At 65.3% G+C, this 24,472-nt stretch carries 21 protein-coding genes; 17 read left to right on the top strand and 4 right to left on the bottom strand.

Going from position 1 to position 24,472, the window contains the following annotated elements:
* Window positions 1–445 precede the first annotated feature (445 nt).
* The 12 genes from tolQ to IF803_RS30080 all read left to right on the top strand — a co-directional run bounded on the left by tolQ (window position 446) and on the right by IF803_RS30080 (window position 14,513).
* Entirely contained in the window at window positions 446–1,159 is a 714-nt protein-coding gene (tolQ, locus tag IF803_RS30135; RefSeq protein WP_016846954.1) for a protein TolQ, read from the top strand.
* A 34-nt stretch (window positions 1,160–1,193) separates the two neighbouring features.
* Window positions 1,194–1,661: a biopolymer transporter ExbD gene (locus tag IF803_RS30130; protein WP_461194557.1), complete on the top strand. Its 468-nt coding sequence runs from the start codon at window positions 1,194–1,196 to the stop codon at window positions 1,659–1,661.
* Window positions 1,662–1,695: 34 nt separating this feature from the next.
* Window positions 1,696–2,628 (top strand): cell envelope integrity TolA family protein, encoded by a 933-nt coding sequence (locus IF803_RS30125; protein WP_461194555.1) that lies wholly within the window; start codon window positions 1,696–1,698, stop codon window positions 2,626–2,628.
* Between the two features lie 72 nt (window positions 2,629–2,700).
* Window positions 2,701–4,026, top strand: a complete 1,326-nt coding sequence (tolB, locus tag IF803_RS30120; protein ID WP_461194554.1) for a Tol-Pal system beta propeller repeat protein TolB — start codon at window positions 2,701–2,703, stop codon at window positions 4,024–4,026.
* A gap of 185 nt (window positions 4,027–4,211) precedes the next feature.
* Complete coding sequence (locus IF803_RS30115) at window positions 4,212–6,536, top strand: putative bifunctional diguanylate cyclase/phosphodiesterase (RefSeq protein WP_461194553.1); 2,325 nt, start codon at window positions 4,212–4,214, stop codon at window positions 6,534–6,536.
* Window positions 6,537–6,709: 173 nt separating this feature from the next.
* The gene (locus IF803_RS30110; RefSeq protein ID WP_038385214.1) at window positions 6,710–7,444 is read left to right on the top strand and encodes an N-acyl amino acid synthase FeeM domain-containing protein; all 735 of its coding nucleotides are present in this window, start codon (window positions 6,710–6,712) and stop codon (window positions 7,442–7,444) included.
* A 271-nt stretch (window positions 7,445–7,715) separates the two neighbouring features.
* Window positions 7,716–8,198 carry a peptidoglycan-associated lipoprotein Pal gene (gene pal, locus IF803_RS30105; RefSeq protein WP_016846948.1) on the top strand — a complete coding sequence of 161 codons (483 nt, stop codon included), beginning with the start codon at window positions 7,716–7,718 and terminating at the stop codon, window positions 8,196–8,198.
* A gap of 250 nt (window positions 8,199–8,448) precedes the next feature.
* Entirely contained in the window at window positions 8,449–9,498 is a 1,050-nt protein-coding gene (gene ybgF / locus IF803_RS30100) for a tol-pal system protein YbgF (protein WP_461194552.1), read from the top strand.
* Between the two features lie 52 nt (window positions 9,499–9,550).
* On the top strand, window positions 9,551–10,585 hold the full coding sequence (gene tilS / locus IF803_RS30095) for a tRNA lysidine(34) synthetase TilS (protein ID WP_461194551.1): 1,035 nt from the start codon (window positions 9,551–9,553) through the stop codon (window positions 10,583–10,585).
* Between the two features lie 259 nt (window positions 10,586–10,844).
* Window positions 10,845–12,767 (top strand): ATP-dependent zinc metalloprotease FtsH, encoded by a 1,923-nt coding sequence (gene ftsH, locus IF803_RS30090; protein WP_018268750.1) that lies wholly within the window; start codon window positions 10,845–10,847, stop codon window positions 12,765–12,767.
* 39 nt (window positions 12,768–12,806) lie between these two features.
* Window positions 12,807–13,193, top strand: coding sequence for a DUF3052 domain-containing protein (locus tag IF803_RS30085; protein ID WP_461194550.1), 387 nt, complete (start codon window positions 12,807–12,809; stop codon window positions 13,191–13,193).
* Between the two features lie 120 nt (window positions 13,194–13,313).
* Entirely contained in the window at window positions 13,314–14,513 is a 1,200-nt protein-coding gene (locus IF803_RS30080) for an ABC transporter substrate-binding protein (protein ID WP_461194549.1), read from the top strand.
* Between the two features lie 170 nt (window positions 14,514–14,683).
* Here IF803_RS30080 and IF803_RS30075 read toward each other — a convergent pair whose 3' ends face one another.
* Window positions 14,684–16,186 (bottom strand): hypothetical protein, encoded by a 1,503-nt coding sequence (locus tag IF803_RS30075; protein WP_461194548.1) that lies wholly within the window; start codon window positions 16,184–16,186, stop codon window positions 14,684–14,686.
* Between the two features lie 394 nt (window positions 16,187–16,580).
* On the opposite strand from IF803_RS30075, the gene IF803_RS30070 reads away from it, so the two are divergent.
* Both IF803_RS30070 and IF803_RS30065 read left to right on the top strand, forming a co-directional pair.
* Window positions 16,581–17,255: a TetR/AcrR family transcriptional regulator gene (locus IF803_RS30070; protein ID WP_069280141.1), complete on the top strand. Its 675-nt coding sequence runs from the start codon at window positions 16,581–16,583 to the stop codon at window positions 17,253–17,255.
* 83 nt (window positions 17,256–17,338) lie between these two features.
* Window positions 17,339–17,767, top strand: a complete 429-nt coding sequence (locus tag IF803_RS30065) for an OsmC family protein (RefSeq protein ID WP_016841620.1) — start codon at window positions 17,339–17,341, stop codon at window positions 17,765–17,767.
* A 77-nt stretch (window positions 17,768–17,844) separates the two neighbouring features.
* On the opposite strand, the gene pyk is transcribed toward IF803_RS30065, so the two are convergent.
* Complete coding sequence (pyk, locus tag IF803_RS30060; RefSeq protein WP_028340635.1) at window positions 17,845–19,281, bottom strand: pyruvate kinase; 1,437 nt, start codon at window positions 19,279–19,281, stop codon at window positions 17,845–17,847.
* On the bottom strand, window positions 19,278–19,886 hold the full coding sequence (locus IF803_RS30055; protein WP_035631531.1) for a DUF1036 domain-containing protein: 609 nt from the start codon (window positions 19,884–19,886) through the stop codon (window positions 19,278–19,280). The genes pyk and IF803_RS30055 overlap by 4 nt, the downstream gene beginning before the upstream one ends.
* A gap of 196 nt (window positions 19,887–20,082) precedes the next feature.
* Here IF803_RS30055 and IF803_RS30050 point away from each other — a divergent pair, with 196 nt between their 5' ends.
* From IF803_RS30050 to IF803_RS30040, 3 genes are all read left to right on the top strand, one after another.
* Window positions 20,083–20,385: a DUF1244 domain-containing protein gene (locus IF803_RS30050; protein WP_026191804.1), complete on the top strand. Its 303-nt coding sequence runs from the start codon at window positions 20,083–20,085 to the stop codon at window positions 20,383–20,385.
* 174 nt (window positions 20,386–20,559) lie between these two features.
* Complete coding sequence (locus IF803_RS30045; protein ID WP_016841616.1) at window positions 20,560–20,832, top strand: DUF2312 domain-containing protein; 273 nt, start codon at window positions 20,560–20,562, stop codon at window positions 20,830–20,832.
* A gap of 172 nt (window positions 20,833–21,004) precedes the next feature.
* On the top strand, window positions 21,005–22,768 hold the full coding sequence (locus tag IF803_RS30040) for an adenylate/guanylate cyclase domain-containing protein (protein WP_304497221.1): 1,764 nt from the start codon (window positions 21,005–21,007) through the stop codon (window positions 22,766–22,768).
* 36 nt (window positions 22,769–22,804) lie between these two features.
* Here the strand turns inward: IF803_RS30040 and IF803_RS30035 are convergent, their stop codons facing one another.
* Window positions 22,805–24,403: a DUF882 domain-containing protein gene (locus tag IF803_RS30035; protein WP_461194547.1), complete on the bottom strand. Its 1,599-nt coding sequence runs from the start codon at window positions 24,401–24,403 to the stop codon at window positions 22,805–22,807.
* Window positions 24,404–24,472 lie beyond the last annotated feature (69 nt).

Below are 24,472 nucleotides of genomic sequence, written 5' to 3'. Positions count from 1 at the left end.
ATCGCCGTCGCCAGGAAGCTGCTCACGGTCCTCAATGCCATGATGCGAGACCGAAAGCCGTACCTGCAGACCAAACCGACATAACAGTTGCCGGCCTTCGCCGGGACGACGTGGGGAGGGGTCTCGCCACCTTCCATCCCGCGGAAACTGTTCATCTGTGGAACCCGCCAACCTCCCCGGCCGGCGGCATTTCCCGCCTCCAAATTTCCCTTTGGTAACCTCGCCTTAACCATGATTAGCGTTTGGTTAGGGTCGGAATGACGCGTGAAAAGCCCTCGTTTTGACATGTTGGCAGGGGAAGCAGGGCCCGGCTTTGGACGGGCCCCCCATGCGACAGATGTAAGAGGCTCTCGCGCAGTTTTGCCGCGCCGGGCGCGCGGCCGTGGAAGGGGTGCCGATTGGCGGCCCGCCGAATTGGGACACTTGCGTTGAGAGGATATTGCCGATGAATCCCGCCGATGTGGCTCAGTCAACTCTGCCACTGGCATCGAGCGACGTGTCGCTGATCGCGCTGTTCTGGCAGGCCCATTGGGTCGTCAAATGCGTGATGTTGGGACTTCTGTCCTGCTCGGTGTGGGTCTGGGCGATCGCAATCGACAAGATCCTGCTCTACGCCCGCACCAAGCGGGCCATGGACAAGTTCGAGCAGGCCTTCTGGTCCGGCCAGTCGATCGAGGAACTCTACCGGGCGCTGTCGGCCAAGCCGACCCAGTCGATGGCGGCCTGTTTCGTCGCGGCGATGCGGGAGTGGAAGCGCTCCTTCGAGAGCCAGTCGCGGTCCTTTGCCGGTCTGCAGGCGCGGATCGAGAAGGTCATGAACGTCTCGATCGCCCGGGAGGTGGAGCGGCTGGAACGCCGGCTGCTGGTGCTCGCCACCGTGGGCTCGGCCGGCCCCTTTGTCGGCCTGTTCGGCACCGTCTGGGGCATCATGTCGAGCTTCCAGTCGATCGCGGCCTCCAAAAACACCTCTTTGGCGGTGGTGGCGCCCGGTATCGCGGAAGCGCTGTTTGCCACCGCAATCGGCCTGATTGCCGCAATTCCGGCGACTATTTTCTACAATAAGTTCACTTCGGAGGTGAACCGGCAGGCCGCGCGCCTGGAGGGCTTCGCCGACGAGTTCTCCGCCATCCTGTCCCGTCAGATCGACGAGCGGGGTTGAGTTAGATGATGGACACTGTTGCGAGCGCACAATCATGGCGATGAGCATGGCAGGGTCCGGCGGCGGTGGCAGACGCCGCCGCGGGCGCAAGCCTGTGATGGCCGAGATCAACGTCACGCCGATGGTCGACGTGATGCTGGTGCTGCTGATCATCTTCATGGTGGCGGCGCCGCTGATGACGTCGAACATCGACATCGACCTGCCGGTGGCGAGCGGCGGCAAGTCGATCTCGTCGAACCAGCCGCCGCTGACATTGTCGGTCAAGCGCACCGGCGGTGGCTGCAACTCGAATGTCGAGCTCTATCTGGGCGACGCGCCGGTCACGGCCTCCGATTTTCCGGCCAAGATCAAGGCGATCGGGGACGCCCGGTCGGATGCCGAAAAGGTGGTCTATCTGCGCGGCGACAAGGACGTCTGTTACACGGATATGATGAAACTGCTCGGGGAGGTCCGGGCCGCAGGATTCAAGGCGAATATCGTCATCATCCCGGAAGGTGGATAGTGCCAATGTACGGCAAGGCACGGGGAAGCCTGATTTGAAGGTCAAGGTCGACAAGACTCTGGCGGCATCGATTGTCCTGCACGTCCTCGTGATCGGGTGGGGCCTGATTTCGTTCTCGACCAAGGCGTATGTAATGCCGGAAGAGGAATCGGTCGCCGTCGACGTGATCTCGTCGGACCAGCTCTCGCACGTCATGGCCGGCCAGAAGGACGGCAAGAAGGAAAATCCCAAGCCGCTGGTCGAGAAGGTCGCCGAGGCCAAGCCAATGGATGATGCCGTCGGCAAGATCGACGACAAGAAGCCGCCGGTCGTGACCGATACGGCGCCAGCGCCGACGCCGAAGGTGGAGAAGCCGGAAGACAAGAAGCCGGATCCGCCGAAGAAGGTCGAGAACAAGCCGAAGGAAGAGCCGAAGCCGGTCGAAAAGAAGCCCGATCCGGTGAAGCCCGACCCGATCGCCGAAGCGATCAAGAAGGAAGAGAAGAAGCCGCCGCCGAAGCCGGTGCAGCAGGCCGCGAAGCCGCCGCCGGAGCAGAAGCCGAAGGATCGCGTGTTCGACCAGAGCAAGATCGCGGCGCTGCTCGACAAGCGTGACCCGACGCGCGCATCGGCGACCGGCGACACGCTGAACGCCAACGCCGCGCTCGGCACGGCAAAGGGCAAGGCCGCCGACAACTCCGCGACCTGGGGCGCGATGTTCAAGCAGCAGGTCGAGCGCTGCTGGAAGAAGCCCTATGGCGGCATCGAGGCGCAGCAGACAGAGGCGGTGTTCTCGATCAAGCTGAAGCGTGACGGCTCGCTCGAGGGCATGCCGGTGCCGGAAGGGACGCCGGCGACGCCCTATCTGCGCGTCTATCAGGAGAGCGCGCTGCGAGCGATCATCGAATGCCAGCCGTACAATCTGCCGGCGGCCTTCTTCGAAGAATGGAAGTATTTTGCGCCGGTGTTCACAGAGCGAAAGACCTGAGGGCGACGGCGTCGCTTGGCCAATAACAAACAAAGTCTACGGACAATGACCGACCAGAATGATTTGCGTGCAATGACGTTTCGCCTCGACCGCCGACAGATGATCTCCGGAATGGCTGCCCTTGGCGTGCTGGCCGGAAGCCGCAGCGTCTTTGCACAGAAGCGCGTCGTCATTCCGGAAGGCGACTTCGCGCCGCTGCCGATCGCGATCCCGAACTTTGCCGCCGGCACGCCCGGGGACACCGAGGTCGGTGTCGGCGTCACGCAGGTGATCACCAACAATCTGAAGCGCAGCGGCCTGTTTGCGCCGATCGATCAGGCGGCCTATCTCGAGAAGCAGATCAACATCGACGCGGCGCCGAACTTCAACAACTGGAAGAGCATCAACGCGCAGGCGTTGGTGACCGGCCGTATGACGCGCCAGGGCAACGGGCGCGTCAAGGCGGAGTTCCGGCTCTGGGACGTCAACACCGGCCAGCAGCTCGCCGGCCAGCAGTACGACACGTCGGCTGAATACTGGCGGCGCATCGCCCACATCATCTCCGACCAGATCTACGAGCGGCTGACCGGCGAGAAGGGCTATTTCGATACCCGCGTCGTGTTCGTTGACGAGAGCGGCTCGGCGGACCGCCGCGTCAAGCGCCTTGCGCTGATGGACCAGGACGGCGCCAATGTGCGCTACCTGACCCGCGGCTCGGACCTCGTGCTGACGCCGCGCTTCTCGCCGTCGACCCAGGAAATCACCTACATGGAGTTCGGGCAGGGCGACCCGCGCGTCTATCTGCTCAACATCGAGACCGGCCAGCGCGAGATCGTCGGCAATTTCCCCGGCATGTCGTTCTCGCCGCGCTTCTCGCCCGACGGCCAGCGCGTCATCATGAGCCTGCAGCAGGGCGGCAACTCCAACCTGTTCGTGATGGATCTGCGCTCGAAGTCGATGACGCGGCTGACCGACACGCCGGCGATCGACACCTCGCCGTCCTACGCGCCCGACGGCACGCGGCTCTGCTTCGAATCCGATCGCGGCGGCAAGCCGCAAATCTATGTGATGCCGGCAACCGGCGGGGGCGCACAGCGCATCTCGTTCGGCGACGGCACCTATTCGACGCCGGTGTGGTCGCCGCGCGGCGACTACATCGCCTTCACCAAGCAGGGCGGCGGGCAGTTTGCGATCGGCATCATGAAACCCGACGGCTCGGGCGAGCGCATCCTGACCTCGGGCTTCCATAACGAAGGCCCGACCTTTGCGCCGAACGGGCGCGTCGTGATGTTCTTCCGCGATCCCGGCGGCAACAGCGGCCCGTCGCTGTTCACCATCGACGTCTCCGGGCGCAATGAGCTGCGGGTGCCGACCCCGGGCTTTGCCTCCGACCCGGCCTGGTCGCCGCTGTTGTCGTGAGCCGGGTGCAGACTGCTCCTGGGGAACCCCGGCGCCGATCGGCACTTCTCACCTAGCGCACTGAATTTTATGGTGAATTCCGGCCGTCGCCCTGGCGCGGCAAGGACTTGCTAACGATGTTCGCTCAGAAAGACTTCACCTGCGATCAGTAAGAGTGCGAGCTGAAAAGGACGCGCGCTCTCACAATGCAGTTTGCAAGTCAGACGGGTGAACCGGACCGGTCGATGTCGCCGACGATTTCGGCGGCGTTGGTCGATTCCCTGTTCATGAACCCCGCGCCCATGATCTTCGGCGCCTTCGGCCCCGCCATTGCGGGCGCCGTGATTGCGGCTGTCACGAGCAATCTCCTGTGCTGGCTGTGCGTGCCGCTGTTCATCGTGGTAGGGCTGGCGCGCGCGCTGCAGATGTACCGCTACCAGCAGCGCAATTCCCGGCTCACCGTCGAAGAGTCCGTGACCTGGGAGAAGCGCTACCGGATCGGCACCATCGCCTACGGCATTTCGCTCGGCATCTGGGGCGTCACCGTGCTGCTCACGACCGATGATGCCGCCGCGCACATGCTGTGCGTGACCACGGTGGTCGCCTACACCTCGGCGGGGGTAGGGCGGACCTTCGGCCGGCCGCAGATCTTCCACCTGCATCTGTTGATGTCGATCGGTCCCCTGATCCTGGCGCTGATGTATGTCGGCGGCCCCTATCACATCGCCCTTGCGCTGCTCAGCCTGGTGTTCTTCAGCGCCATCCGGCACCTGACCTCCAGCCTGCAGCGCATTTACGTCAACGCCTGGATCGCCAAGGAGCGCGAGGCCGCGCTGGCGGGCCAGTTCGATACCGCGCTGAACAACATGCCGCACGGCCTGTGCATGTTCAGCGCCGACGGCCGCGTTGCGGTGATGAACCACCGCTTCATCGAGATGATGCAGCTGTCGGACGATTTCGTGCAGCGCGGCGCCAGCGCCACCGACATCTGCAACGCCTGCGTCCTGTCCGGCTCGATCTCGGCCGCGGCCGCGCAGCAGATTCTCTACGAGATCGAGAGCTCGCAGCGCGGCGATATCGTCACCAGCGATCCGGATCCCACCAAGAACCGCTCGCTGGACTGGACCTTCCAGCCGATGGCCGGCGGCGGCACGGTGGTGCTGGTCGAGGACATCACCGAACGCAAGGACGCCGAGGCCCGGATCAGCCACCTCGCGCGCTACGACGAGCTGACCGCGCTGCCCAACCGCGTCAATTTCCGCGACGAGATCGGCCGGCTGCTCGCCATGCAGCACGGCGACCATCGCTCCGCATTGCTGTTCGTCGACCTCGACCAGTTCAAGCAGGTCAACGATACGCTCGGTCATCCCTGCGGCGACCAACTGCTCTGCGCGGTCGCCGAGCGGCTGCGCGAGATGCTGCGGCCGGAAGATTTCGTGGCGCGGTTCGGCGGCGACGAGTTCGTCGTGTTCCAGCAGAACATCCACTCGCACGAGGACGCTGCGGCGCTGGCGCGGCGCATCGTCGACCGCCTCAGCGAGCGCTACAAGATCGACAACCACCTGGTCGAGATCGGAGCCAGCGTCGGCATCGCGATGACCGCGCCCGGCGTCGGCGCCGACACGTTGCTGAAGAACGCCGACATGGCGCTCTACCGCGCCAAGGCCGACGGCCGCGGCACCTTCTGCTTCTTCCGCGACGAGATGGCGCAAACCGTCGAGGCCCGCCGCATCCTCGAGCTTGACCTGCGCAAGGCGCTCGCCAACGAGGAATTCGAGCTGTTCTACCAGCCGCTGATCAACCTGAAGTCCGGCAAAGTCAGCACCTGCGAGGCGCTGTTGCGCTGGAATCATCCGGCGCGCGGCACGGTCTCTCCGGTCGACATCATCCCGGTCGCGGAGGACATGGGTCTGATCGTCGATCTCGGCCGCTGGATCCTGCGCAAGGCCTGCATGGAATGCATGAAGTGGCCCGAGGCGGTCAGCGTCGCGGTCAACTTCTCGCCGCAGCAGTTCCACCAGCGCGACGTGCTGAGCGAGGTTCGCTACGCGCTCGAGGTCTCCGGGCTGCCGGCGCACCGTCTCGAGATCGAGATCACCGAATCCTCGCTGCTGCACAACACCGAGCTGACCCACGACGTGCTCTCGCAACTGCGCTCGCTCGGCGTGCGGATCTCGCTGGACGATTTCGGCACCGGCTACTCGTCGCTCAGCTACCTGCACAATTTCCCGCTGCAGAAGGTCAAGATCGACCGCTCCTTCCTCGAGGGCATCGACAGCGACCGTCCGCTGACGCTGCTGCGCGGGGTGGCGCGGCTGTCGGCGGATCTCGGCATGTCGGTCGTGGTCGAGGGCATCGAGACCAATGAGCAGCTCGAACTGATCAGCGCCGATGGCGCGGTGACTGAAGCACAGGGATACCTGTTCAGCCGGCCGGTTCCCTCCGTCCGCATCCGCCAGCTGCTCAATGCCTCGCACGGTCGGCGGACCGACGAGCAACTGCACGTGGTTCCCTCGCGCTCGATCGCCTGACCCGGCGCAATACCCTCAATCGATAGTTGTGAGATCCTTCGGCTGCACCATTCGTGGTGTGCCCTTGCGGCCAGTGGTTAACTGTATTGCCTCGATTGCTTTGACGGAAATTAAGAAGCTGTTAATCTTTTGGCTCGCGCGTTGAAGTTGTTGAGTTGTTCAGGGAGTACCAAATGAGGTCCGCGGCCGAAGCCATCAAGCCCGCGACAGGAAGGCTTGCGGACCCTCTGGATCAAGTCGATTACCGCCTCGCTCAGACCCCGGAACAGAAAGACGAGATCTACCGGCTTCGCTATCGCGCCTATCTGCGCGAAGGCGCGATCCGGCCCTCCGCGGACGAGCGGGTCGTCGACCGGTTCGATGATGCGCCGAATGCCTGGGTCTTCGGTGTCTATCTGCAAGGCGAACTCTGCAGCTCGATCCGCATCACCGTGGTGACGCCGGAATGGCGTACCTCGCCGACGCTCGAGGTGTTCGGCGACGTGCTGCTGCCGAAGCTTGATCAGGGTCTGGTGTTCATCGACTCGACGCGCTTCGTCGCGGATCCCGAAAAGGCCCGGAACAATCCGGAACTGCCTTATGTCACGGTGCGCCTCGGCTCGACCGCGGGTGTGCATTTCAATGCCGATTACGGCCTTGCACCGGTTCGGCCCGAGCACATGGCGTTCTACCGGCGCGTGTTCCTGCACGAGACCTGGTCGGAGCCGCGGCTCTATCCCGGGCTGGTGAAGCCGGTCGGCTTGATGGCGTCGCATCTACCGACGGTGCGGGAACGCGTGCTGGCCCGCTATCCCTTCCTGCGCTCGAGCGCCTTCGAGCGGCGAATGCTGTTCGACCGTGAAGGCCAGTTGCAGCCCGACGGCGTCGTGCAGCCGTTCGAGCGCGCGTCGATCGTGCCGAATCCCTGAGGAAATCGGCATTCTCATCGATTCAGTGTCGATCGACTGTTGCGCGCAGGCCAAATTGTCCTGCAAAAGCGGCCGGTTCCCGCGAACCTGGCCTTCCCTTCACCATCGCGCCACATTTGCCACCCATTAACCATCGGGGGCGCTTTTCGCCATTGCCTGGCATTTGATGGGGTCCAGCAAGGTCTCGTCAAGGTTGACGGAACGTTCGCTTAACCATCGCCCTGTAGACCGATTGGGTAGTACGAAGAGCGCGAGCGTGGAGGCTCCGGGAATGAATTATCTCCAGGGTATGAAGCTGGTTGCGGTTCTGGCGGTGGCGCTGTCGATGGGTGCCTGCGCCAACAAGAACCCGTTGGACGCCAATGGCGCAATTGGGGGCGCCGCGACCCCGGGCAGCCAGCAGGATTTCGTGGTCAATGTCGGCGACCGCGTGTTCTTTGAGAGCGATCAGACCGATCTGAGCCCGCAGGCGACGGCGACCCTCGACAAGCAAGCGCAGTGGCTGCAGACCTATAACCGTTACTCCTTCACCATCGAAGGTCATGCCGACGAGCGCGGCACCCGCGAATACAACATCGCGCTCGGTGCCCGCCGTGCCCAGTCGGTCCGCGCCTATCTCGCCTCGCGCGGCATCGATCCGAGCCGCATGCGCACCATTTCCTACGGCAAGGAGCGTCCGGTCGCGGTCTGTAACGACATCTCCTGCTGGTCGCAGAATCGTCGCGCCGTCACTGTGCTGAACGCCAGCTCCTGACGCGATCCGAGATAACTGCTTTCAAGCCGGCGCCTTCGGGCGCCGGTTTTGTTTTGGCCACGTGAAAGCCCGGCCTGACGTCATCAAGATGAACGAAGCTGCGCGCAATTGGCCGCTTGCTTGTTCCAGCGTCCGTACTAAACCGGTATCCCGCGACGCTGACCCGGATTTGAAGTGCCAGTCACAATTCCGGCGTACTCCGTCTTTCAATGTCGCTCGCTTTTCACGTCGATCTCGTCGTCAGGGCAAAATGTCATCCAGGATTCATTTTCTTTCTTCCGCCGCGGCGATCGCGGCGCTGTTCGCCGTTTCCGCGCCAGTGTTTGCCCAATCCGACGATTCCGATGCCGAAATGCGGATCGAGCGGCTCGAAAACCAGCTGCGGCAGCTGACCGGCCAGAACGAGGAGCTGCAATACCGCAACCGTCAGCTCGAGGAACGCTTGCGCCAGCTCGGCGGCCAGCCGCCAGGCCCTGGTGGACAGGCCCCAGCGGCGCAGCCCGGCGTCGCGGCGGTGCCGCCGGCGCAGCAACCGCAGGCCTACCCGCAAGCGCAGCCGGGCTACGCCCAGCCCCAGCAAGGCTACGGCCAGCCGCAGCAAGGATATGGCAGGCAGCCGCAGGGCGGCTATGACCAGCAGCAACAGATCGCGGCGCCCGCGCCGGTCGTGCAGGAGCCCGCGCCGGCGGCGGCTTCCGGCCGCCGCGGTCGCGGCGATGCGTTCGATCCGAGCCAGAACCCGAACGCCCCTGGCGCCCCGCGCGTGCTCGGTGGCGGCGGCCAGATGCCGGTGCAGAGCAATGCGGCGGTCGGTGCCCCCGGCGGCCGCGGGGCGGGCGAGCCGCTCGATCTCGGCAACACAAGCCCGCAGCGTGCCCCCGGCGCGAGCGCGGCCCTGACCACATTGCCCCCGTCGGCCACGCCGAAGGACGAGTTCGACCTCGGCATCGGCTACATGCAGCGCAAGGACTATGCGCTCGCCGAAGAGACGATGAAGAACTTTGCGGTGAAATATCCGAGCGATCCGCTGGTGGCGGACTCGCAATACTGGCTCGGCGAAAGCTATTTCCAGCGCCAGCAATATCGCGACGCTGCGGAGACCTTCCTCGGCGTGACCACCAAGTTCGACAAGTCCGCGAAGGCGCCCGACGCGCTGCTGCGGCTCGGCCAGTCGCTGGCGGCGCTGAAGGAAAAGGAAGCCGCCTGCGCCGCGTTCGGCGAGATCTCGCGGAAGTACCCGCGCGCGTCCGGCGGGGTCAAGACCGCGGTTGACCGCGAGCAGAAGCGCGTGAAGTGCTAAACCAGATGCGGGAAGGCCGCTTTCGGCCTCTCCGCCAGCAGCTGGTTTTGCGATGCCCGACGATCAATCCGCTATCCCGGCAAGGGACGCCAAGCGCCTGTTCGCGGGCCTCGCGGGCGCGCCGGCGATCCTGCTTGCGGTGTCCGGCGGTCCCGATTCAGTCGCGCTGATGTGGCTGGCCGCGCGCTGGCGCCGTGCGCTAGCGCAGGGACCGCGGCTGGTGGCGGTCACCGTCGATCACGGCCTGCGTCCTGAAGCGGCTCGCGAGGCGCGCGACGTCAAGCAGCTGGCGCGAAGTCTCGAGTTGCCGCATCACACGTTGCGTTGGACTGGACCAAAGCCTGGAACCGGCGTGCCGGCGGCCGCGCGCGCGGCCCGCTATCGCCTGCTCGCGCAGGCCGCACGCAAGCATGGCGCCACGCATATCTTGACCGCGCACACCCGTGACGATCAGGCCGAGACGCTGTTGATGCGGATGCTGCGCGGCAGCGGCGTTGCGGGCCTCTCGGCTATGGCGCGCGAGACCGAGCGCGACGGCGTCTTGCTGACACGGCCGCTGCTCGACATCTCCAAGGCGCAGCTGATCGCGACGCTGAAGAAGGCGCGCATCGGCTTTGCCGACGATCCGACCAACCGCGATCGATCCTACACGCGTCCACGGTTGCGCGCGCTGATGCCGATGCTCGCGGAGGAGGGCGGCGACGCGCGGAACCTGGCGCGGCTCGCCGCAAGGATCGCGCGCGCCAACGCCACCCTGGAACTGCTGGTCGACGGCGCCGAACACTATCTTGCGTTGAAAAGCGAGGATAACCCTCGTACCGGCTTCGACGCTGCGCTGTTCGCGGTGATGCCCGAGGAAATCCGCGTCCGTCTGCTCAAGCGCGCGATCGACCGCGTCGGGCATGAGGGGCCGGCCGAACTCGGCAAGGTCGAAACCCTGCTCGCCGCGGTCGATCAGGCCATCGATGGCGCCTTGGGAAAACGCGAATCCAAGCTGAAACAGACGCTTGCCGGAGCGGTCATCAGCGTCGCCGCCGGCCGTATCAGGATCGGGCCGGCGCCACCCCGCCGGGCGCGCTCCCGCTGAGCCGGGTTCGATTGTTTCAATCGCTGTCATAATCCGGCAAGGAGGCTTAACCACCCCGGAAAAACACCGGATTCAGCGCCATTTTTTGACCGGGAATCGCGCTAGGATGCGGTAAATAGTCGTGCGTGGTTCCCTTGGCATCGACCCCAGCGGCACCTAGATTGTAAGGCATCGACGGGATGGATTCCCTGGGGATTCCCACAGAGCCTGCCCAAGGATTAGAGAGAGGCCGCGATCCGCGCGACCACGAAGGAAGACCATGAACGCCAATCTGCGGAATTTCGCCCTCTGGGTCATCATTGTCCTGCTGTTGCTGGCGTTGTTCACGCTTTTCCAGAATCCTGGCCAGCGTTCGTCGTCCTCGGACATCTCGTTCTCGCAGCTTCTCACTGAGGTCGATCAGGGCCATGTCCGTGACGTCGTGATCCAGGGGCCTGAGATTCACGGCACGTTCAACAATGGCACGAGCTTCCAGACCTACGCGCCGAGCGATCCGTCGCTGGTGAAGCGTCTCTACGACGCCAAGGTGCAGATCACCGCGAAGGCGCCCGGCGACAACGTGCCGTGGTTCGTTTCGCTGCTCGTCTCCTGGTTGCCGTTCATCGCGCTGATCGGCGTGTGGATATTCCTGTCGCGGCAGATGCAGGGCGGCGCCGGCAAGGCGATGGGCTTTGGCAAGTCGCGCGCCAAGATGCTGACCGAGGCGCACGGCCGCGTTACCTTCGAGGACGTCGCGGGTGTCGACGAGGCCAAGCAGGATCTGCAGGAGATCGTCGAATTCCTCCGCGACCCCGGCAAGTTCCAGCGGCTCGGCGGCCGGATTCCGCGCGGCGTGCTGCTGGTCGGCCCTCCCGGCACCGGCAAGACGCTGATCGCGCGCGCGGTGGCGGGCGAAGCCAATGTGCCGTTCTTCACCATCTCCGGTTCTGACTTCGTCGAAATGTTCGTCGGCGTCGGCGCGAGCCGTGTCCGCGACATGTTCGAGCAGGCCAAGAAGAACGCGCCCTGCATCATCTTCATCGACGAAATCGACGCGGTCGGCCGTCATCGCGGCGCCGGTCTCGGCGGCGGCAATGACGAGCGCGAGCAGACGCTGAACCAGTTGCTGGTCGAGATGGACGGCTTCGAGGCCAATGAGGGCGTGATCCTGATCGCGGCGACCAACCGTCCCGACGTGCTCGATCCCGCGCTGCTGCGTCCCGGCCGCTTCGACCGCCAGGTCGTGGTGCCGAACCCGGACGTCGTCGGCCGCGAGCAGATCCTCAAGGTTCACGTCCGCAAGGTGCCGCTGGCGCCGGATATCAACCTCAAGACCATCGCGCGCGGCACCCCGGGCTTCTCGGGCGCCGACCTGATGAACCTCGTCAACGAGGCTGCGCTGACCGCCGCCCGCCGCAACAAGCGGATGGTGACGCAGGCCGAGTTCGAAGAGGCCAAGGACAAGGTGATGATGGGCGCCGAGCGCAAGTCGCTCGTGATGACCGAGGAAGAGAAGTTGCTGACGGCCTATCACGAGGGCGGCCATGCCATCGTCGGCCTCAACGTCGTCGCGACCGATCCGATACACAAGGCGACCATCATTCCGCGCGGCCGTGCGCTGGGCATGGTGATGCAGCTGCCCGAGCGCGACAAGCTCTCGATGTCGCTCGAGCAGATGACCTCGCGCCTCGCTATCATGATGGGTGGCCGCGTCGCCGAAGAGCTGATCTTCGGCCGCGAGAAGGTGACCTCGGGCGCCGCCTCCGACATCGAGCAGGCGACCCGCCTTGCACGCATGATGGTGACGCGCTGGGGCCTCTCGGAAGAGCTCGGCACCGTCTCCTATGGCGAGAACCAGGACGAGGTGTTCCTCGGCATGTCGGTCTCGCGCACGCAGAACGCGTCCGAGGCGACCGTGCAGAAGATCGACTCCGAGATCAGGCGTCTGGTCGAGGAAGGCTACAACGAGGCGACCAAGATCCTCACCGAGAAGCGCGAGGATCTCGAGGCGCTCGCCAAGGGCCTGCTCGAGTTCGAGACGCTGACCGGCGACGAGATCATCGACCTCTTGAAGGGCAAGAAGCCCAACCGCGAGTCGGTGCTGGAGCCGTCGACGCCGCGCGCATCCGCCGTGCCGCCGGCCGGCAAGCCGCGCCCGCGTCCCGATCCGGACACCGGCATGGAGCCGCAGCCGCAGGCGTAAGCCTCGCCCGCGATGGCCGGCACGTGCGGCAAACCAGTTGTGCAAAAGCTCGGCCTCAAGCCGGGCTTTTGTATTTTTGTCGACGGGTTGTCCGTTCCCTACGGTGACGTTGTCGGCGAACTGCCCGCCGATGTGCTGGTGGCGAAGACCGCACGCGCACCGCTCGATGCCGTGCACCTGTTCGCCGCCAAGGCCCAAGGGCTTGCGGCCAAGCTGCGGCGTTACCGTCAGGCGATCGCCCTTGACGGAATGATCTGGGTGTCGTGGCCGAAGAAGAGCTCGGGTGTCGCGACCGATCTTACGGAGAGACAGGTCCGCGAAACCGGGCTCGCGAACGGCCTGGTCGACGTCAAGGTCTGTGCGGTCGATGACGTCTGGTCGGGACTGAAATTCGTGATCCCCGTCAAGGACCGCGGCAAGCGCTGAGATCGCGCCTTGCGAATATCCTTGGCCCCCGTTGCGGCGCCGTGGCATCCTCGCGCCAAGCCGTCAAACGGCACGGCCGCGTTGTCTGAAGGCGCGGCAAGAAAAGGGGAGGGGAGGCCGATGCGCAAGGCATTCGGCGCGCTTGGCGCCATTTCGTTCCTGCTGCTGCCCACGTCTTCCGTCGCCGCCGAGATGCGCGGCGTCACCTCAACCGAAATCAGGATCGGCCAGACCATGCCCTATAGCGGGCCGGTGTCGGCGTTCGGCGCACTCGGCAAGGGCGAGGCCGGCTATTTCAGGATGCTGAACGAGCGCGGCGGCATCAACGGCCGCAAGATCAACTTCATCTCGCTGGACGATTCCTACGCGCCGCCGAAGACGGTGGAGCAGACGCGCCGCCTCGTCGAGGGCGACGAGGTCGCGCTGATCTTCTCCTCGATCGGCACCGCGCACAACACCGCGATCGCAAAGTACCTGCAGGGCAAGAACATCCCGCAGCTGTTCCTGGCCTCCGGCGCCTCGAAATTCGGCGACGTCGCGCAATTCCCGCAGGCGACGATGGGCGTGCAGGCGCCGTTCCGCTACGAGGCACGGCTGTATGCGCGCTACGCGCTGGCAAAGAATCCGAATGCAAGGTTCGCCGTCATCTCGCAGAACGACGACTACGGCCGCGATTATCTCGCCGGCATCAAGGACGTCCTCGGCGAGAAGTATGATGCCGTCGTCACCGTTGCGACCTATGAGATCACGGATCCGACGATCGACTCCCAGATCGTCAAGCTGAAGGCCACCAATGCCGACGTCTTCGTGATCGCGGCGACGCCGAAATTCGCGGCGCAGTCGATCCGCAAGGCCTTTGAGATCGGCTGGCGGCCGATGACTTTCCTGTCCAACACAGCGGTGTGGATCTCGACCGTGATGCAGCCTGCCGGCCTCGAGGCCGGCACCGGCATCATCTCTACGGCCTATGTGAAGGACCCGGACGATCCGGCCTGGAGCGACGATCCCGGCATGAAGGGCTGGCGCGAGTTCATGACCAGATACGTGCCGGAAGGCGACCAGCACGACACCAACTACGTCAACGCCTACAACAGCGCGATGGCGCTGGAGGCGGTGCTGAAGGCCTGCGGCGACGATCTCTCGACCGAGAACATCCTGCGTCAGGCATTCGCGATCAAGGGCCTGGAATTGCCGATGCTGCTGCCGGGCATCAAGGTCAACACCTCACCGGCCGACCACGTGCCGGTCGATCAGATGCAGCTGATGCGTTTCAACGGCAAGACCTGGGATCGCTTCGGCGAGCTCCAGACGGGGAATTGAGGACGGGTATTATCGCCATTCTAAGCCCGTCATCCTGAGGAGCCGCGAAGCGGCGTCTCGAAGGATGAATCGGCCACAATGCGGCCGTGCATCCTTCGAGGCTCGCTCCGCTCGCACCTCAGGATGACGGGACAAGCAGCGCGCGACGCTTGAGGAAGCAATAGCGTACGCTACTTCGCCCCCTCGGCCGCCGCCGCCGCGCCGGCCTTGGCATTGTCCGACCGCACATGGATGACGGCAATGTCGTCCTTGTACAGCCGCTTCCAGCCCTTCAGATGATCCAGCGCGTTGCCGGCGGGAGAGTCCGAGCTCAGCAGCGTGGCATCGATCCGGTACTTGTCGAGCAGGCCCAGCAGCTGGCCGACGTCGCGGGCATCGAGCGCATCGTAATAGTCGAGCACGAATTGCTCGCCATAGAGCTCGGCGCGGCCGTCTATGAACACTTTCATGTCTCGGCTCACCATGTAGCCGCCAAACGGCGCGGTGCTGAACACGCGCTGCGCCTTGTGCTGCTGCAGCACATCGACCGCGGCAACGGGCGAGAACATCGGCAGGAACTTGAACTGATGCTGCGCGACGAACATCGCCGTCGTCACCCAGGCGCCGATCACCATCGCGATCACAGCCAGGATCGTGACGAGCGGGAATGAGCGCGTTTCTCCGAAGCGGGCGGCGGTGGCGCCTGTCGTTCCCCATTGCTCGGCGATCGGCTTGGCGAGCACCAGCGGAGCGATGAACGCGAACACCTCGATGTTGCGGACATGGCTCAGCGCCATCCAGATCAGCCCGAGCAGCAGCAGGATCCGCGGCACCGACAGCGTCAGCCTGCGATAGCAGATCAGGCCGATCAGACCGAGCAGCGTGGCTTCGAAGAAGCTGGGCTTGCTGAAATCCGCCGGCTTCCATTCCCCGATCAGCGTCAGCAATTTGCCGAGGCTGAGGATCTTGGTCGCGCCGAGCAGGCTATTCCAGCCATAGGGCGTCAGGCAACTCGCGGCCAGCGCGGCGAGCCCGAACAGGCCCCATCGCACGACAAGCTGACGGCGGCGGCCGGGCTCCGCGTTCCACACCGCCTCCAGTCCGATCGGTCCGATCAGCGCCAGGCCGAGAACGAAGCCGCCATGCAGATTGGCCCACAGCGTCATCAGCGGCAGCAGCCACCATGACGGTGAGGTGCGGCGATCCGCGGCCACGAGCAGGCCGCCGATGAACGCCAGCAGCACCGGCAGCCCCAGTACATGCGGCCGCGCCAGAAAGTGGATCGTCGACAACAGCAGCGCCAGCGCCGCGATCAGGAGCGCGCGCGCCGGATCGAAATACGGGCTCAACAGATGCAGGAAGATCGCGACCGTCGCGCCGATCGCCATCGACGACAGGATCACCGGTCCGGCCCAATCGCCGCCGTACACGAGCGCGTACACCACCTGCGCCAGCCACGAGCTCGAGATCCAGGGCTCGCCGAAACGGGTGAACGAGAACACGTCCGATGTCGGCATCGCGCCGTGTTCGAGAATCCACTGTCCGACCCTGATCTGCCACATCGTGTCGGAATCACGCAGCAGGATTTCGCCGGCCGAGAGATAAAACAGATAGGCGCCCACGGCGGCGCACAGCGGCACCAGTCCTCGTGCCGCGCTACGGCTGCTCACGCTGCTGGTGATGGAGAGTGACATGCGCTTTCTTGCTTGTTTCGGCCGGGGCATCCAGAGCCAACGCCACGCGTGACGCCAGCGCGCACTCGACCACGGCTTCCGATAAATTCGGGTAAATGCCGCAGCGATATCGCGCGCATGCGCAAGATCAGATGTCTCGATTTCGAGCGATCGCCTTAGCCAGCGATTTACCATCGCGGCCCTGATCCGGTTCGGGAGGGGCCGGAGCGCCGCCGGCTCAATCAGAGGTGGTACCAGAGGTTGCAAAAAATCCTTACAATTCCAGCTTGTCATTCAGTCTGAATAGTTGTTCACTTCTTCAGACGATTGCGGGATCAATCGTTCAAAACGTTGAAGACTCGTGTGTTCTGCCGGTGGGCGCCGGCCGGGGCGCACGGCGGGGGGACGGAACGCCATGGTTTACCGGCGAACTCATCAGGTCGTGAAACGGCTGGCCGCACGGCGCAGCGCCATCCTGTCGGCTGCGCGGGACGCGGCGGCGGCGGGCGGCATGGCGGCGGTCCAGATCGCACCCGTCGCGGTGCGGGCCAATGTCGCGGCCGGAACGGTCTACCGCTATTTCCCGTCGAAGGCCGAGCTGATCTCGGAACTGATCACGGAAGTCTCGCGCGACGAGCTCACCGCGATCCGGCGCGCCGCCGATGCCGCGCCAGGGCCGTCATCGGCGCTCGCCGCTGCGGTGACGACGATCGCCGTCCACGTGCTCTCGCAACGCAAGCTTGCCTGGGGCATTTTGGCCGAGCCGGTCGACGTCGACGTCACCGCCTCGCGCCTCGCCAGCCGCCGCGATATTTCCGGCGAGCTTGCCATGCGCATCGATGCCGCGGTGCGCGCTGGCCACCTGCCGGCGCAGGACACGGCGCTGGCCGCCACCGCCTTGCTCGGCGCGCTGCACGAGGCGCTGGTCGGCCCGCTGGCGCCGTCCAATCTCGACGATCCGATCAAGCTGCGTGACGCGGTGCAGACCGTGACGCTGCTTGCGCTGCGCGCGGTCGGCGTGATGGACGCACGCGCGCGTGGCCTGGTGGTGCAGGCAACGACCCCGGCGAAGGCGCTGGTCGGCGCCTGAGGCCAACACGCGCGAAGAACACTTCTGTCGCAATGGCGTTGTAGTTTTGCGGGCTGGGTTCAACCAACCTCACGGAGCAACGCATGACGACGACCCATGGCTCGGCCAAATGGCAGGGCGGCATCAAGGACGGCAAGGGCGCGATCTCGACCAAGAGCGGCGCGCTTTCGGATTACCCCTACGGCTTCGCCAGCCGCTTCGAGGGCAAACCGGGTTCGAACCCGGAGGAGCTGATCGGCGCGGCGCATGCCGCCTGCTTCACGATGGCGCTGTCGCTGATTCTGGGCGAAGCCAAGCTTACGGCGGAGCATATGGAGACCAAGGCCGATGTGACCCTGGAGAAGGTCGCCGACGGCTTCGCCATCACCGCGGTGCATTTGACGCTGTCGGCGAAGATCCCGGGCGCCGACAACGCGACGTTCCAGGAACTGGCCGGCAAGGCGAAGGCCGGGTGTCCGGTGTCGAAGCTGCTCAACACCAAGATCACGCTCGACGCGTCGTTGCAGGGTTGATCGCCGCGCGGCGGGCTAGCGCGTTTTCGAGCGAAGTGGGCACCGGTTCGCGTGAAGAAAACGCGTCAAACAAGAATCTAGAGCTGCGCGTCGCCCCTCGGGCCGACCGAGGCGATGCGCAGCATGTTGGTGGTGCCGGGCGCGCGCAGCGGCACGCCGGCGACGATGATGACGCGCTGGCCGGCCTTGGCAAAACCGTCGCGGAACGCAATCGAGCCGGCGCGGTCGACCATGTCGTCGAGATCGTGCGCGTCCTCGGCGACCACGCAATGCACCCCCCACACCACCGACAGCTTGCGGCCGGTGACGAGGTTCGGCGTGATCGCGACCACCGGCACCTTGGGCCGCTCGCGCGCCACCCGGATCGCGGTCGAGCCTGATGACGTCCAGCAGATGATCGCCGACAGGTCGAGCGTCTCGGCGATCTGCCGCGCAGCGTCGGCAATGGCGTCACCCACCGTCGCTTCGGGATCGACTCGCTGCGCGTTGATCACGTTGCGATAGGTCGGGTCGCGCTCCACTTCCTCGCCGATGCGGTTCATGGTCGAGACCGCCTCCACCGGGAATTTGCCGGCGGCGGATTCCGCCGACAGCATGATGGCGTCGGCGCCTTCGTAGACGGCGGTGGCGACGTCGGAGACTTCGGCGCGCGTCGGCACCGGCGCCTGGATCATCGATTCCAGCATCTGGGTTGCGACCACCACCGGCCTGCCGGCGCGGCGCGCCATCCGGATCATCTGCTTCTGCAGGCTCGGCACCCGTTCCAGCGGCAGTTCGACGCCGAGATCGCCGCGCGCCACCATCAGCGCGTCCGACGCTTCGATGATGTCGGCAAGGCGGTCGATCGCCTGCGGCTTCTCGATCTTGGCCATCACGGCGGCGCGGCCGCGGATCATCTTCTTGGCCTCGATCACGTCCTCGGCACGCTGCACGAAGGACAGCGCGACCCAGTCGATCCCCTCCGGCAGCGCGGCTTCCAGGTCGGCGCGGTCCTTTGCGGTCATCGCCGACACCGGCAGATCGGTATCGGGCAGGCTGACACCCTTGCGGTCCGACATCTTGCCGCCGATCACGACGCGCGTGACCGCGCGCTCGGGCGAGGTTTCCTCGGCGATCAGCCGCACCTTGCCGTCGTCGAGCAACAGAGCATGGCCCGGGCGGAGCGCGGCGAGGATCTCCGGATGCGGAAGCTGGACGCGGCTGTTGTCGCCCGGCGTCTTGTCGGAATCCAGAATGAAGCTCTGGCCGTTCTTGAGCTGGGTCGAGCCCTCCGCGAACGAGCCGAGCCGCAGCTTCGGCCCTTGCAGGTCGACCAGGATGCCGATCGGCCGGCCGTAGCTCGATTCGACATTGCGGATGGTCTTGACCAGCTCCCGCATCTTGTCATGCGGGGTATGGCTCATGTTGATGCGGAAGACGTCGGCGCCCGCCTCGAACAGCTTGCGGATCATCGCGCTGTCTGAGGAGGCCGGGCCGAGTGTTGCGAGGATCTTGATGCGACGCAGTCGTCTCATTGTTTGTTTCCGGGTGGTGCGGCTGGCGGCAGACCAGACGCGCCCGGAGGCGCTGCGCCCGGCGGCGGGTTGGGCAGGCCCGGCATCGCCCCGGGACTTCCTGGACCCACGCCGCCCGGCATTCCCGGTACTTTCTGCGGCTGTTGTTCGTTGGCTTCGGTCAGCTGGACTGTCCATGCACGCTGCTCGCCGGTGTCGACCTCGAAGAAGCCGGTGCGGTCAAACCCGCGCGCCAGGCAATTTTCGGTGCCCTTGATGGTGAATTCCTTGTCGCGCGAGCACATGAAGGCCTGGCCGGACCATTCGCCGCCGCGATCATAGTCGAGAGCGTAGATGTAGTAGTAGCGCGCCACAAGGTTGCCGCGCAGCAAGGTCTCGCAGGTGCGCGACGACACGTTCCACCAGCCCTCGGTGGTCCAGCCCTCGGCGTCCTTGTAGCCGAGCGCGATGCCGACGCGGCTCGAGGTGTTGTTGCAGAGCCGGAAATCGGCGGCCGCCGGACTCGTCCACAGGCAGGCCGCGACAAGCGCCAGCACCGGCAGCAGGCCGACCAGGATCAGGCGGATATTGCGGGGAGCTGAGGCGAGGGAATCTGTTGGGCTCATGCAGCGAAGCTATATCAAATCATGGACGATTTCGCGTGCCCGGCCGGCACTGTCAACGGGCGGGCGCCCGTCTGCGACGCTGCCGGACCGTGGCCGGAGTGGCCGGACAGGTCCGTTCTGCGCGCCGATATGGCAAAATCTGTGACAATTCCCACCTGATATCAATATGGTGAGCGCGACACACGGGATCACGATCATGAGCATTGACGACAAAACCAGAACGGAACTCGAGGCCGCGGTCTTCCGGCGTCTCGTCAGCCACCTACGCAACCGCACCGATGTGCAAAACATCGACCTGATGAACCTCGCCGGCTTCTGCCGCAACTGCCTGTCCAACTGGATGAAGGAAGAGGCCGACGCCAAGGGCCTTGCGGTGAGCAAGGACGAGAGCCGTGAGGCGGTCTACGGCATGCCGTATGAGGAATGGAAGGCGAAGCATCAGGGCAGCGCGACGCCGGAGCAGCTCGCGGCGATGAAGAAGGCCCAAAGCGGGCATTGAACCTCAGCCTGTGTGACGTCAGTTCCGCGGCCGTCCGCATCTCCTGTGGGCGCGCTGTGGATGAGCGCGATGTTTCCTTGACGGAACGCGCGCCAAAATCGAGGGTCGCCCGCAGCAAGCGGTGCGCGAGGCGCGTATTCGCGTAACATTTTGATACCTGTTCAGGAGTGCGCGATGGCCACCACGTCTGCCGCCGTCAAGGAAGAGCCCGCAACGCGATTTGCCAAGGACCAGCTCAAGTCCATCATCGAGCGCATCGAGCGGCTGGAAGAAGAGAAGAAGACGATCTCGGACGACATTCGCGACGTCTATGCCGAAAGCAAGGGCAACGGATTCGACGTCAAGGCGCTGCGCGCCATCATCCGTCTGCGCAAGCAGGATCCGAACGAGCGCCAGGAGCAGGAGACCATCCTGGAAACCTACATGCAGGCTTTGGGGATGCTCTGAGGCGGCCCAGCGGCCGCTCCTGCCGGGCGTTCGCCAAGGCGCCCCCAAGGCGTCCTCCAAGGCACGCCCCCAAAGGCTCAGGTCAAAGCTGCTGGCGGGCCTCCTGTCGAGGCTTGGGTGAAATCCCGGGATTTGCTACACTGCCGGCGAGGTAACCGGGCAGATCGTTCAGATGGACGTGCCAGGACCAGAGCGTCGGCTCGCTGCGGTCCTCGCCGCCGACATGGTCGGCTATAGCCGCCTGATGGAGGCTGACGAGACGGGCACCCTTGCGCGCCTCAAAACCCATCGCATCGAGCTGATCGATCCGGCCATCGCCAAGAATCGCGGCCGCATCATCAAGACCACCGGCGACGGCCTGCTGGTCGAATTCCACAGCGTCGTCGATGCGGTGCTGTGCGCGGCCGAGGTCCAGAACCGGATGGCGAAGCGCAACGCCGACGTCACGCCGGCGCGCTGGATGCAGTTTCGCATCGGCATCAATCTTGGCGATGTGATCGTTGACGGCGCCGATATCTTCGGCGACGGCGTCAACGTCGCGTCCCGCCTGGAGACGCTGGCCGAGCCCGGCGGCATCTGCATTTCCGGCGCGGTCCGCGATCAGGTCGGCGATCGCCTGGAAGATCTGAGCTTCGAGGATCTCGGCGACCAGACCGTCAAGAACATCGCGCGCCCGATCCGGGTTTTCCGCGTCCATCTCGAAGCCCGTGCCAGGCCCGTTCCGGAGCACCCGAGTGCGGTGGCCGCCCCTGTCGTCGCCAAGAAGCCCTCCATCGCCGTGCTGCCGCTCGTCAACATGAGCGGCGATCCCGAGCAGGAATTTTTCGCCGACGGGCTTACCGAGGACATCATCACCGAGCTGTCGCGCTTCCACGATCTGCTGGTGATCTCGCGCAACTCGACCTTCGTGTACAAGGGCAAGGCCGTGAAGGTGCAGGATGTCGGGAAGGAATTCGCCGTCGACTACGTGCTGGAGGGTAGCGTGCGGAAGGCGGGCGGCCGGATCCGCGTCACGGTGCAGCTGATCGACGCCGTGGCCGACCGGCACGTCTGGGCCGAACGCTACGACCGCGAGCTTGCCGACATCTTCGCCATCCAGGACGAGATGACGCGCGCGATCGTAGCGACCCTGCCTGGGCGCCTCGAGGCTGCCGCGCATGACCGCGTCAAGCGCAAGCCGACCGACAATATGGCGGCCTATGAGTGCGTGCTCGCCGCCAAGGTGCTGCATCATCGCTCGGCACGGGACGACAACGCGGAGGCGCAGCGCCTGCTCGAGCGGGCCATCGTGCTCGACCCGAACTATGCCCATGCCCACGCCTGGCGGGCCTGCGTGCTCGGCCAGACCTGGGTCTACAACTGGTGCACCGACCGCGACGCGACCATGGCGCAGGTCGCTGCCGAGCTCGAGATCGCGCTCAAGCTCGACGACAATGACAGCGACGTGCACCGGATCCTCGCCGCGCTGAACCTCAACCGCGACGACCACGACAAGGCGGCCTTCCACCAGGAGCGCGCGCTCGCGCTGAACCCGAATTACGACCTCGTCGTCGTGCAACAGGGCGAGCTCCTGACGTGGCTCGGGCGGCCCGAGGAAGGCATCGACTGGATCAAGCGGGCGATGCGCCTCAATCCGTTCCATCCGGAGCGCTTCTGGAGCCATCTCGGCCGGGCCTGCTATTGCGCCGAGAAATACGCTGACGCCGCCGAGGCGTTCTCGCGGATCACGCGCCCCGACCATACCCATCACGCCTTCCTCGCGGCGACCTTCGCGCAGATGGGCAACACGGTGGCGGCCTCCGCCCACGCCGCCGAGGTGCTGAAGCGCGAGCCGACCTTCTCGGTTGCCGCGCACCTGACAACCCAGCGCTACAAGTGCGAGCCCGATCGGGCGCGCTACGAGGCCGGCCTGCTCAAGGCAGGGCTGCCGGCCTGAACCGGCGCAAAGCTATCTTGTCGGTAGAAGCGCGGCTCAGCGCAGCGAGGCGGTGCGGAGCACGAAGGACTGGGTCGTCAGCAGGGCGGTCGCCGAGCCCGAGAAGCGGTCGCAGGTCATGCCCATCATCGGATCTTCCGAGAAGGTCATGACGACGGCGGCCTGCGGCTTCACGAAATGAGCCCGCATCATCGTCATGTCGGTGTCGCCAAGCACCGTGGTCAGCATGGCATTGCTGGCGCTCGGCGCCAGCATCACCACGCGCATCCAGATATCGTTACCCTTGGCAGCCGAGATCCGCGCGGAGGTCGTGATCACGCCCTGGCTCGGTGCGCCCTTGGCAACGACGGTGTTGATTTCGATGCTAGGAGCCGCGGCATTGCGCGTCGGGCGTACGTTGCGCGGGATCGGCGCGGTCGCTGCGACGATGTTGGCGCGATCGACCGGTGACGCCGCCGCCGGCGCATAGGCCAGCGCCTTGTTGAAGTTTTCGGTTGTCGTGCTGGCAGTGGTCTGCGGATCGGTACCGCCGACCGCCTCGCGGGCCTTCAGCGCGGCAATCTGCGCCGCCGACGCCTGCTTCGGCGCCTCACCCTCGTCGCCCCAGAAGCCGCGGGCGTTGATGATGTCGGCAGGCGATTGCGGCGCGGTGTTCTCGGCCACCTGCACCATTTGCACCGCGGGCTTCGCCTTCGGCATCGGGACGAGCTGGGCGTCGGCGGCGGCGAGCTGGATGGCGGCGGCGAACTGCGGCTTGGCGCGCGGCAGCGGAACCGGATCGGCGGCTTTGGCGGGCGCGGCGGCGGCCACCACGGTGTTGGCGGCGGGCTTGTCGTTCACGCTGGCCGCGCCTTCGTCTTCATCGTCACTCGGCTTGCCGCCACCGAACAGCTTCGCGAACAGGCTCGGCTTGCCGATGGTCGCGGCATCGTCACCATTGCCGCGGCGCTCGATGTCGGCCTTGGCGAGCTCATAGCCCTTGAGCGGCGTGCCGTCGGTCGGGACATGGACGGTGCGGCCGTCGGGGAACACCCTGACCAGCTGCTCGCGGGTCATGCGCGGCCAGTGGCGAATGCTGCCGGTGTCGAGATGGACGAACGGCGAGCCCGAGGTCGGATAGAAGCCGACGCCGCCGCGCTGCAGGCGGAGGCCCGCGTAGCGGATCTGCTCCAGCGGCACGCCCGGGATGAAGAAGTCCATCGCATGCCCCAGCATGTGCTGGCTGTGGCGCGCAACGCCCGAGGAGCGGCGGCGGAGCATGGCGTTGGTGGCAGGGGCGCGATAGGCGGAGATGATCTGGATCGGCTGCTTGCCGCCGACGTCGTTATAGACGTCCCACAGGATGTCGAAGAGGTGACGGTCCATCACCGTTTCATCCTGGGAGCGCCAGTCGCGCAGGAAGTGGTTGAGTTGCTTCAGCGCGCCTTCGTCGTAGCGGCCCTCGCGCTTGAAGGTGACGGTGAGGTCTTCGCCGGAATGGGTGTGGTGGAAGGAGAGGGTGCGGGTCTGGTTCAGCGCGGTGGCATCGTGCACCGATCCCGCGCCCGCCAACAGCAATAGCGCAGTCAGGCCGACTTGGTATCCGGCCTTAGGCAACGACAGCGGATTGCAGCGGCGTGCGAAGACAGCCAGCACTATGAGCCCACCCAGTCGACGAGCGTTCGGTCGGCATCTTTCGCAGACCCCCTGCGGAAGACGGTGAAC

It is taken from the genome of Bradyrhizobium sp. UFLA06-06, assembly GCF_054820065.1.
This window is presented reverse-complemented; position numbering and strand designations above follow the sequence as displayed.

Coding starts and splice junctions, on each gene's coding strand:
- IF803_RS30045 (WP_016841616.1), top strand. CDS start 20,560: ATGGCCACCACGTCTGCCGCCGTCAAGGAAGAGCCCGCAACGCGATTT.
- pal (WP_016846948.1), top strand. CDS start 7,716: ATGAATTATCTCCAGGGTATGAAGCTGGTTGCGGTTCTGGCGGTGGCG.
- ftsH (WP_018268750.1), top strand. CDS start 10,845: ATGAACGCCAATCTGCGGAATTTCGCCCTCTGGGTCATCATTGTCCTG.
- pyk (WP_028340635.1), bottom strand. CDS start 19,281: ATGAGACGACTGCGTCGCATCAAGATCCTCGCAACACTCGGCCCGGCC.
- IF803_RS30065 (WP_016841620.1), top strand. CDS start 17,339: ATGACGACGACCCATGGCTCGGCCAAATGGCAGGGCGGCATCAAGGAC.
- ybgF (WP_461194552.1), top strand. CDS start 8,449: ATGTCATCCAGGATTCATTTTCTTTCTTCCGCCGCGGCGATCGCGGCG.
- IF803_RS30130 (WP_461194557.1), top strand. CDS start 1,194: ATGGCGATGAGCATGGCAGGGTCCGGCGGCGGTGGCAGACGCCGCCGC.
- IF803_RS30070 (WP_069280141.1), top strand. CDS start 16,581: ATGGTTTACCGGCGAACTCATCAGGTCGTGAAACGGCTGGCCGCACGG.
- IF803_RS30040 (WP_304497221.1), top strand. CDS start 21,005: ATGGACGTGCCAGGACCAGAGCGTCGGCTCGCTGCGGTCCTCGCCGCC.
- IF803_RS30115 (WP_461194553.1), top strand. CDS start 4,212: ATGCAGTTTGCAAGTCAGACGGGTGAACCGGACCGGTCGATGTCGCCG.
- IF803_RS30055 (WP_035631531.1), bottom strand. CDS start 19,886: ATGAGCCCAACAGATTCCCTCGCCTCAGCTCCCCGCAATATCCGCCTG.
- IF803_RS30075 (WP_461194548.1), bottom strand. CDS start 16,186: ATGTCACTCTCCATCACCAGCAGCGTGAGCAGCCGTAGCGCGGCACGA.
- tolQ (WP_016846954.1), top strand. CDS start 446: ATGAATCCCGCCGATGTGGCTCAGTCAACTCTGCCACTGGCATCGAGC.
- tolB (WP_461194554.1), top strand. CDS start 2,701: ATGACGTTTCGCCTCGACCGCCGACAGATGATCTCCGGAATGGCTGCC.
- IF803_RS30080 (WP_461194549.1), top strand. CDS start 13,314: ATGCGCAAGGCATTCGGCGCGCTTGGCGCCATTTCGTTCCTGCTGCTG.
- tilS (WP_461194551.1), top strand. CDS start 9,551: ATGCCCGACGATCAATCCGCTATCCCGGCAAGGGACGCCAAGCGCCTG.
- IF803_RS30050 (WP_026191804.1), top strand. CDS start 20,083: ATGAGCATTGACGACAAAACCAGAACGGAACTCGAGGCCGCGGTCTTC.
- IF803_RS30110 (WP_038385214.1), top strand. CDS start 6,710: ATGAGGTCCGCGGCCGAAGCCATCAAGCCCGCGACAGGAAGGCTTGCG.